Here is a 9,171-nt window from a genome sequence, read left to right on the forward strand (position 1 = left end):
AAAGTAGATTCTAAACGAAAGTAAAAAACAAGCAGGTGGATCACCTTATTTACCAAACCCAACCTACTTCTTTTCACTCTCCTTCCTGCAACATCAAAATCTCCCGAATATCTTCCTCCGTAAGAGATATCACTGCTCTATTCTGCGGATCAATCATTTCTTCAATAAGGTGTTTCTTTTGCTCCTGCAGTTCATTCATTTTCTCTTCAATCGTTCCACGTGCAACAATCTTGATGACTTGCACCTCATGCTCCTGCCCTATCCGATGGGCTCGGTCTGCCGCTTGCTCCTCGACTGCTGGATTCCACCATAAATCGTATAAGATTACAGTATCTGCACCTGTAAGATTGAGCCCTGTGCCACCTGCTTTTAGGGAAATCAGGAATAAATTTCGTTCACCTTGGTTAAATCGTTCCACTCGTTTTACTCGTTCAGCGGATGGGGTTTGTCCATCGAGATAAAAATAATCAACACGTTGCTCCGTCAACTCCCGCCCAATTAGCTCAAGCATTTTTGTGAATTGGGAAAAAATGAGCACCCTTCTGCCCGCAAGCCGGGACTCTTCTAGTAGCTGTTTTAACTTTTCAAATTTAGCTGATTTCCCTTCATAGCCTTCTACAAACAAGGCGGGATGACAACAAATCTGGCGCAATCGCGTTAAGCCTGCTAAAATACGAATCCGGTTCTTTCGTATTGTATCTTTGTCCAGATGCTTCAATGTTTCATGACGCAGTTTCGCCAGATAAGCACCATATAGCTTCTTTTGCTCAGGAAGCAATTCTACCGTTTCGAGCCATTCCACTTTTGCTGGCAGCTCTGAGAGAACATCCTCTTTTACTCGGCGAAGAAGAAATGGCCGGATTCGACGTGCGATTTGTTTTCGATTCAGATTGCTATATTCCTTTAGACCTCGGAATAATTCTGGAAAAACAACATGAAAAATCGACCACAGCTCCTCTAATGCATTTTCAATTGGCGTACCAGTGAGTGCAAAACGATAATCTGCCTGTAGTTTCTTCACTGCTCTAGCTGTTTGCGTCATCGGGTTCTTAAATGCTTGGGCTTCATCAAAGAATACGGTATGGAAGGCTTGTTTCTCAAACCACTGAATTTCACTCCGTAATAGCGGGTACGAAGCAATGACAACATCACAACCCATTACCCATTTTTTTATTTTCTGACGTTCTTTCTTCGCTCCATCTAGAATCGTTGCTTGGATGTTTGGTGTAAATTTTTCTAGCTCATTCAGCCAGTTATACGTTAACGATGCAGGACACACAATTAAAACAGGGACCTTCCTCTTACGGATAACAGCAAGCTCAGACTGGATAAACGTGATGCTTTGCAATGTTTTTCCAAGTCCCATATCATCGGCAAGAATCCCGCCGAATCCGAAGCTTGCGAGTGTCTTCATCCATTGAAAACCTAAACGTTGATAATCTCGTAGTACATGCCGAACATTTTCTGGAACCTGGAATTTGTCTAGTTCTGGATTTCCGATTTGCCGTAAAAACTCTCGGAATGATTCCTCAAGCGAGAATACAGCATCCGAAGTGGCATCAAGCAAGCGAAGTCCTTGAATAACTGGAACCTGAATCCCTCGTTCCAAGTCGTCCTCCTGTTGCATTGGTGCCGCCTGCAAGAAACGCTGAATCTCTTCAAACTCCCTTGTCTCAAGCGATAAAAGCGCCCCATCTCGCAAGCGATAATATTTTCGCTTTTCCTCCAACGCAACTAAAATCGCTCGAATATCTTTCTCCGGAAATCCTTCCATTTCAAACTTAAATTCCAGCCAGTTGACCCGATCCTTTTTAGCCTTCACTTTTATCCTTGGTGGAACTGGTGCCTTCATCACCCGAAGTCGAATGGCCGTTGTTGCATACACCTTTACAAGCTTTTGTAACTTAGGGAGAATATAATGTAAAAATTCATATTCAAGATCCTCATTATGTAGAAAGTAACCACCATCTGTCGTCGCAAACTGACCTGCATCTATCAGTTCCAGAATTTCATTTTCCTTCTCCACGTCTCGGACAATAAAGGAGCTATTGCGGAGCGCATCTTGATCCAATGGATTGATCACATGATGCTCATACTCAAACTCAAGACTGGCAAGCAAACGGTTTTTCAACCGGTCTAAATACAATTTTGCGGTTAATGGTGTTTTTACTAAATGATTCGTAATATCTCCAGACAAATGGACTGTTCCGATTTTCTTCAGTCCTGGAGCCACCTTCTCAATAATAAAACCTGCTTGATGCTCTGGAATGGGGATTTGATTTGTTCCAGCTGCATCCAGCATACGCTTTAAGTTTGCAAGCGATTGATAAGCTTCCCTTCCCAACTGAATCATTTTTCCAGAAACCAAAACGGACCGATATGCATGGAGTAGTGTTAAATACTCCATCCCTTTCACCGTTAACGTGTAATCCCGTTGCGTTGCTGGTGCAAAATCAAACTGCAATGGAAGCATGGCTTTCGATAGTTGAATTCCCTTGAAGCTCTTACCATCATAGTTTAACGTCACATTCGGCACACCTTGCAGTAAGGTTACAACCCGTTCCCAGGAAGAAGGCGGAAGTAGCAAAACCTCCTTGCCAATCGGCTGATCTTCCTCTAGCTCCGCCTTTTCATCACGAATCACTTGGTAAAGCTCCTGCAAAACAGCATCCGTATCAGGCATAAAGCATTGCATTTCCGGGTCAAACGTGAAGATTGGTGATAGAACGAAAGGCTTCCCTTCCCTCATTTGCTGCAAAAACGCCCGAATATCATGCACCAATTTCGAACCAATACGAACTTCCATGCCAAACAGCTGCCAGTCTCCATTGGACTCAAGAAGCTTACACGTAAAATGCAACGCGAGCACTTCTCGGTTCTCAAAATGCCGTTGGTGGACGCTTGAGCGGATGGATTTCCCTTCGAAGATCTTCACCAGATCGTCTGCCAGTCCTTGATCCATTCGACTTTCAACCAACTGTCCCGGTACGGTTCCTTTTCGTTGCTCCTGTTGAATAGCAAGTAAGACAGCAGCAACATGCTGACAATCTTTCGTATAGGAAGCTAAAGACGGACAGCTGCACATAGCTTTCAATGTTTGATGATCCGCTTGTTCAACCGTTACATAGAAATTTTCTGTACCCGCAACAATCGCCTCGCAGCGCTTTCGAGTATAGCTTTTCAACGTCACTTTATTTGCATGATAAAAAGAGTCCCCTTTTTTATAGGAGACCATACCGCACATGTCTTCAATTTTTTTATTGGTCACGTTTATATTCAACCGTCTCGCCCGCTTCTTTTCATTGTTAAGTTGATTGTAACACAAGTACACAATGGGAATGTATTAAAAAAGAAGACCCACTATAAGGTAATTTTTATTAAACCTATCCATATTGTTTATACTATAATTGGAGGTACTCCCATGCATTTGTGAATAATTTCGCAAATTACCTGGTTAAGCATTGACAATAGGTATATTCTATACAATAATAAGTGTTGCATTAGAATTATTATAGTTATCCGACAACACCAATTTTCGTCGTTATGAAAGGTAACTATAGGATGCTAAATTTGATAAAAACAGGAGGAACATATACATGTCTCTAATCGGAAAAGAAATACAACCATTCAAAGCTTCAGCATATAATAGCGGTAACGGTGAATTTATCGAAATTACCGATGAAAATATCAAAGGTCAGTGGAGTGTTGTTTGCTTCTACCCAGCAGACTTTACTTTCGTTTGCCCAACTGAACTTGAAGACCTTCAAAACCACTACGCAGAATTGAAAAAATTAGGCGTTGAAGTATATTCTGTATCAACAGACACACATTTCACGCATAAAGCATGGCACGATCATTCAGATGCAATCAGCAAACTTGAATACATTATGATCGGTGACCCTTCACAAAAAATCTCCCGCGGCTTTGATGTACTAGATGAAGAAGCAGGACTTGCACAACGTGGTACATTCATCATTGATCCGGACGGTGTTGTACAAGCAGCAGAAATTAACGCTGACGGTATCGGCCGTGACGCCAGCACACTTGTTGGAAAAATTAAAGCAGCACAATACGTACGTAACAACCCTGGTGAAGTTTGCCCAGCTAAATGGGAAGAAGGCTCTGAAACACTTAAACCAAGCCTCGATCTTGTAGGAAAAATATAATAGGTTGCAATATAAGGAGTAGAGTCAATGTTACTAGATGCGGATATTAAAGCACAATTAGCGCAGTACCTCCAAATGATGGAGGGCGACGTCCTTCTCAAAGTTAGCACTGGATCGGATAATATCTCTCGTGACATGCTGACATTGGTAGAAGAGTTAGCTGCGATGTCATCGAAAATTAAAATCGAACACACCTTGTTAGAAAGAACACCGAGCTTTAGTGTCAACCGTATCGGTGAAGATACTGGCATTACATTTGCTGGTATCCCGCTCGGACATGAGTTCACTTCTTTAGTGCTCGCACTACTTCAAGTAAGTGGAAGAGCTCCAAAGATCGATGAAAAAGCAATCGAACAAATCAAAAATATAAATGAAGATTATCACTTTGAATCTTACATTAGCCTAACCTGTCAAAACTGTCCAGAAGTTGTCCAAGCATTGAACGTGATGAGCGTCTTAAACCCACGCATCTCCCATACAATGATTGATGGTGCAGCTTATAAAGAAGAAGCTGAATCGAAAAACATTATGGCAGTACCTACTGTTTTCTTAAACGGAGAGGAATTTGGCGGTGGCCGGATGACTGTGGAAGAAATCCTTGCTAAGCTAGGAAATGGTCCAGACGCATCTGAATTCGCTGATAAAGACCCATATGATGTACTTGTTGTTGGTGGCGGACCAGGTGGAGCAAGTGCCGCAATCTATGCAGCACGTAAAGGAATTCGCACAGGTGTTGTTGCAGAGCGCTTCGGTGGACAAATTTTGGACACAGCAAGCATTGAAAACTTTATCAGTGTCAACCGTACAGAAGGACCTAGACTTGCAGCAAACCTGGAAGAGCATGTCAAAGATTACAATATTGATGTCATGAACTTACAGCGTGCGGCTCGTTTAGAAAAGAAAGACATGATTGAAATTGAGCTGGAAAACGGTGCTGTTCTGAAGAGTAAATCCGTTATCATTGCTACAGGAGCTCGCTGGCGCAATATTGGCGTTCCTGGAGAAGCAGAATTCAAGAATAAAGGGGTAGCATACTGCCCGCATTGTGATGGTCCATTATTTGAAGGAAAAGATGTTGCTGTAATCGGTGGCGGTAACTCCGGTATTGAAGCAGCCATTGACCTTGCTGGAATCGTTAATCACGTAACGGTGCTTGAATTTGCAGCAGAGCTAAAAGCTGATTCGGTACTTCAAGACCGCCTTAACAGTTTACCGAATGTCACAGTGATTAAAAATGCTCAAACAAAAGAAATCACTGGAACAGATAACGTAAACGGTATTACGTATGTTGAACGTGAATCAGGTGAAGAGAAACATATTGAATTATCCGGTGTATTCGTTCAAATCGGTCTTGTACCAAACACAGACTGGCTAGGGGATTCCGTTGAACGCAATAAATTCGGAGAAATCGTAATCAATGACCGCGGCGCTACAAACGTCCCGGGCGTATTTGCTGCTGGTGACTGTACAACAGAACCATTTAAGCAAATTATTATTTCCATGGGATCAGCTGCAACAGCGGCATTGAGTGCTTTTGACTATCTTGTGAGAAATTAATCGAGAAATTGTTAAGGATCGTTGTAAAATATTTTTACAACGATCCTTTTCTTGTACTGATTTTGCCCTATTTCCAATAGTTATTCGCAGCAGCCACCGTTTGAAAATGAATCGCAATAACTTCTGATACCATGATGAGACTATCCGCATCCTTCGCATACTTTTTTCGCAATTTCGTTCTAATTTCTGCTGAAGGCTGTGTATACACAACACCCTCCCTAGCTAATGTGATCGCTAACTCAAATCCTTTTTGCGGTGTTGGGGTTTTTAAGCTTTTGAGCCAGTCACTCATTCATAAGCCTCCCTTAGGTCTATACCATAATTTATAAAAGGGAAAGCGGATATATTCGAGAAATAGGTGGGGTTTTGAAAAAATGAAAAAAGGACAGGTTTCCCCATCCCTTGTCTTACAAATATCTTATAATGCTTCACCATTTGAAGCAATCACGTTTTTATACCAATCAAAGCTTTTCTTTTTCGGACGCTTTAACATTCCATTTCCTTCATTATCTCGGTCAACGTAAATATAGCCGTAACGCTTTTTCATTTCTCCGGTGGACGCACTAACGATATCAATTGATCCCCAGTTCGTATAGCCGATAATGTCAACTCCATCCTTTATCGCTTCGCCCATTTCGGCAATATGCTGTTTCAAATAATCAATTCGGTAGTCATCATTGATTGTACCATCAGCATTTATTTCATCATTCGCACCGAGACCATTTTCTACAACAAATAGTGGCTTTTGATAACGATCATATAACTGGTTTGCCTTAATTCGGAACCCTTTGGGATCAATTGTCCAACTCCATTCAGATGTTTCTAAGTATGGGTTTATAACAGAGCCAAATACGTTTCCACATGTTTTATCCTTTGGATTACATGTATACGGATACGTTTGACCAGCTGCTAGCATACAGCCGATTTTTGCATCTGGAAAGGAAAAGGAATAACGTGTACTACTATCTTATAATCCCAGCAAGAAAGGATTGAACGGATTCTGGCAATAAGCGAAAGAATAATCCTCGATATTTAATATCTGCTAGACCTGCAATAAAAAGCACGCTTACTGCAAGTATAATTAAAGGTGATTTTTTCTTTTTAGAAGTTTGATTCATAGGCTCTCCTCCATTCGTACGTCTAGTTCTAGTTTACTATAAAAATCAGTACAACGAGAAAAGCAACGTAGTAAGGTTATCACTCGAATGTCTGAAATTCTTACTTCTAACTCAAAATGAAAACTTTTTACCAGCTAAGTATTTACGAATCAAATAAGGTTTGAACTCCAAAATACACCGACAACGGCTCTTTCCTGCCATTCGTATGCCACTCTTGATACGCTTTAAAAACTTGTTTCACATCATGATTAGCTTTTTCTTCCACTAAATACTTTACAGCCAAAAAACTGCGCCAATAATCCAACATGATACTCGTCAAACTACCTTGATAGCTAGCCTCTCCAAACGCATCAATAGAGTGATCTCCATATGTATCCTTAAACATCTCTACCAGTTCTGACTCTACATTTGTTATTTCGTTGAAAGCTATCTCATCTAATATTAATTTCCTTGGTAAGTATTCGCACATGCCTTCTTCAAACCAAATGCTATCTTCTCGGTCATCATCGAACTCATCAACAAATAAATCGGAGTGATGCATTAATTCGTGTCCAACTATCGCAAAAATATGTTCTTCAGAAAGGTTTTCATAGAATGCCTTGATACGTGGATGTTCACGCCCTTCTAACTGTTGAACAAATAAATTCCTCCAATATCTTATATCGGGAGAAATATAAATGACATCCTTATTCGTAAAAGCAGGAATCGGAATTTCTGAGAAAGTGCTTGTTGCTAATTCACCCGTTGTCCATACAATCGCCTTTGGTAAATCGTTTAAGGCATAGTTTCTCTCTAATACTTGTTGATACGCTACTAATTTGTTTTGGAACCGTTCTATAATATCCTGGTATTTTTCATAATCTGCTTTCGACTCAAAGGCGTAGATTTGTTTCATTTTGGTCTCTCCCTAACCTATCAAAAATTCTAGTCATATATCGTACTTCCACGTCTGAAGCGTATAAAAGGACCTCTCCCACTACTAGAAGAGATCCTTTCAAAAACAATCTTATAATTTATTTAAAATTTCTTTAATAAATGCTGGCTCATCCTTTGGTGTACGAGAAGTGATAATATTTCCATCAACCACTACCTCTTGATCTAAAAAGTTAGAGCCAGCGTTTTTTAAATCATCTCGGATTCCAATGTAAGAGGTTGTATTTACACCTTTTAGGATATCCGCACTAATCATTACTTGTGGGCCATGACAAATACCAGCAATCACTTTTCCTTGTTCATTCGCTTGTTTTACAAACTCTACTACTTCGTCATTCACACGAAGCGCCTCTGGAGCCGATCCACCAGGAATTATAACCGCATCATAATCGTCAACCTTCACTTCACTTATGGAAAAATCAGAAGTATAAGCTACCGTCCCTTTCTTTCCTTTCAGTTCCGCTCCTTTTTCAAGTCCTACAACAACGGTTTGGTGACCCGCTTCATTCATCGCATCATAAGGGTTCTTCATTTCCGAGTCTTCATAACCATCTGCAAGTAAAAAACATACATTTGCCATCTTATATCCACTCCTCCACAATTAAATTCAAACCTATATTATATGATTTATTAAGACAATTCAATTAAATTGATACAACCATCCCTTTCTACTAAGGGTAAATCCAATTTGGGTCTTGAATTCAATAGATAATTGATTGGAATGTCGATTACTCGGATAAACACGTAAAATCTTGTATACTGGCAGTTAAGAAGAGAACAACAATAATTCAGAATTCAACTGCATATCCCTTAAAGAGAATTTATTCGGAAAGAAAGGTGAATCGCATCGTGTTTGAAGTAAAGGTTACAAAAGAAGAAGAACATATCGTATTTAAATGGCAGTTACAGAAAGTTAAAATTCCAATTCCAGAGATCATTGATGTTACCAATGATGAAACTTATGCTGGTGAAGACAAAACAGCTATCAGGATAGGTTATCCATACGGGACAACAGAACGAATCTATATTAAGACACATCAATCGAACTATATTATCTATACAAGTATCGGCACTATGAAAGAAAAGACTTTATCTTTGATGGATAAATAACACTAGACTATATATAGGAATTTCCTGCTTTAAAACACATCTATTCATGTCCATCGCTAAGACAACGAAATATAGTTATAATAGTATATATACAACATATAATAAAACAACCGTAAGTGCGGTAACACCTACGGTTGAATGTACAAATAGCTGCTACTCAGAAGAGGAGCTGGCTCAGTTGAGTTAAAAAATAGACCATCCCCCAAGGGTGCTTACCCCTATAAGTTAGAGTTTTTATTATGCAGCTGATTGGGTGGATTGAGTTCGGTAATCGACTGGACTTAATC

8 protein-coding genes and 1 pseudogene are annotated in these 9,171 nt (G+C 40.1%); 3 read left to right on the forward strand and 6 right to left on the reverse strand.

Annotated features, from left to right (window positions below):
* Positions 1 to 73: 73 nt before the first annotated feature.
* The gene (locus tag F1560_RS18775; RefSeq protein WP_149476169.1) at positions 74 to 3,280 is read right to left on the reverse strand and encodes a DEAD/DEAH box helicase; all 3,207 of its coding nucleotides are present in this window, start codon (positions 3,278 to 3,280) and stop codon (positions 74 to 76) included.
* A gap of 316 nt (positions 3,281 to 3,596) precedes the next feature.
* Here F1560_RS18775 and ahpC point away from each other — a divergent pair, with 316 nt between their 5' ends.
* Positions 3,597 to 4,166 (forward strand): alkyl hydroperoxide reductase subunit C, encoded by a 570-nt coding sequence (gene ahpC, locus F1560_RS18780; protein WP_149476170.1) that lies wholly within the window; start codon positions 3,597 to 3,599, stop codon positions 4,164 to 4,166.
* Positions 4,167 to 4,193: 27 nt separating this feature from the next.
* Positions 4,194 to 5,723, forward strand: a complete 1,530-nt coding sequence (ahpF, locus tag F1560_RS18785) for an alkyl hydroperoxide reductase subunit F (RefSeq protein ID WP_149476171.1) — start codon at positions 4,194 to 4,196, stop codon at positions 5,721 to 5,723.
* 67 nt (positions 5,724 to 5,790) lie between these two features.
* Here the strand turns inward: ahpF and F1560_RS18790 are convergent, their stop codons facing one another.
* The 5 genes and pseudogenes from F1560_RS18790 to F1560_RS18805 all read right to left on the reverse strand — a co-directional run bounded on the left by F1560_RS18790 (position 5,791) and on the right by F1560_RS18805 (position 8,354).
* The gene (locus F1560_RS18790) at positions 5,791 to 6,015 is read right to left on the reverse strand and encodes a hexameric tyrosine-coordinated heme protein (RefSeq protein WP_149476172.1); all 225 of its coding nucleotides are present in this window, start codon (positions 6,013 to 6,015) and stop codon (positions 5,791 to 5,793) included.
* Between the two features lie 126 nt (positions 6,016 to 6,141).
* A pseudogene (locus F1560_RS18795) lies at positions 6,142 to 6,660 on the reverse strand (family 1 glycosylhydrolase); the annotation flags it as partial.
* A gap of 25 nt (positions 6,661 to 6,685) precedes the next feature.
* On the reverse strand, positions 6,686 to 6,841 hold the full coding sequence (locus F1560_RS22225; RefSeq protein WP_187773777.1) for a hypothetical protein: 156 nt from the start codon (positions 6,839 to 6,841) through the stop codon (positions 6,686 to 6,688).
* A 142-nt stretch (positions 6,842 to 6,983) separates the two neighbouring features.
* Positions 6,984 to 7,736: a hypothetical protein gene (locus F1560_RS18800; RefSeq protein ID WP_149476173.1), complete on the reverse strand. Its 753-nt coding sequence runs from the start codon at positions 7,734 to 7,736 to the stop codon at positions 6,984 to 6,986.
* Positions 7,737 to 7,847: 111 nt separating this feature from the next.
* Positions 7,848 to 8,354: a type 1 glutamine amidotransferase domain-containing protein gene (locus F1560_RS18805; RefSeq protein ID WP_149476174.1), complete on the reverse strand. Its 507-nt coding sequence runs from the start codon at positions 8,352 to 8,354 to the stop codon at positions 7,848 to 7,850.
* Between the two features lie 269 nt (positions 8,355 to 8,623).
* Between F1560_RS18805 and F1560_RS18810 the strand changes: the two genes are divergently transcribed.
* Complete coding sequence (locus F1560_RS18810; protein ID WP_149476175.1) at positions 8,624 to 8,884, forward strand: SunI/YnzG family protein; 261 nt, start codon at positions 8,624 to 8,626, stop codon at positions 8,882 to 8,884.
* The last annotated feature ends 287 nt before the right edge of the window (positions 8,885 to 9,171 follow it).

Source organism: Oceanobacillus polygoni, assembly GCF_008304605.1.
Lineage (GTDB): Bacteria > Bacillota > Bacilli > Bacillales > Amphibacillaceae > Oceanobacillus > Oceanobacillus polygoni.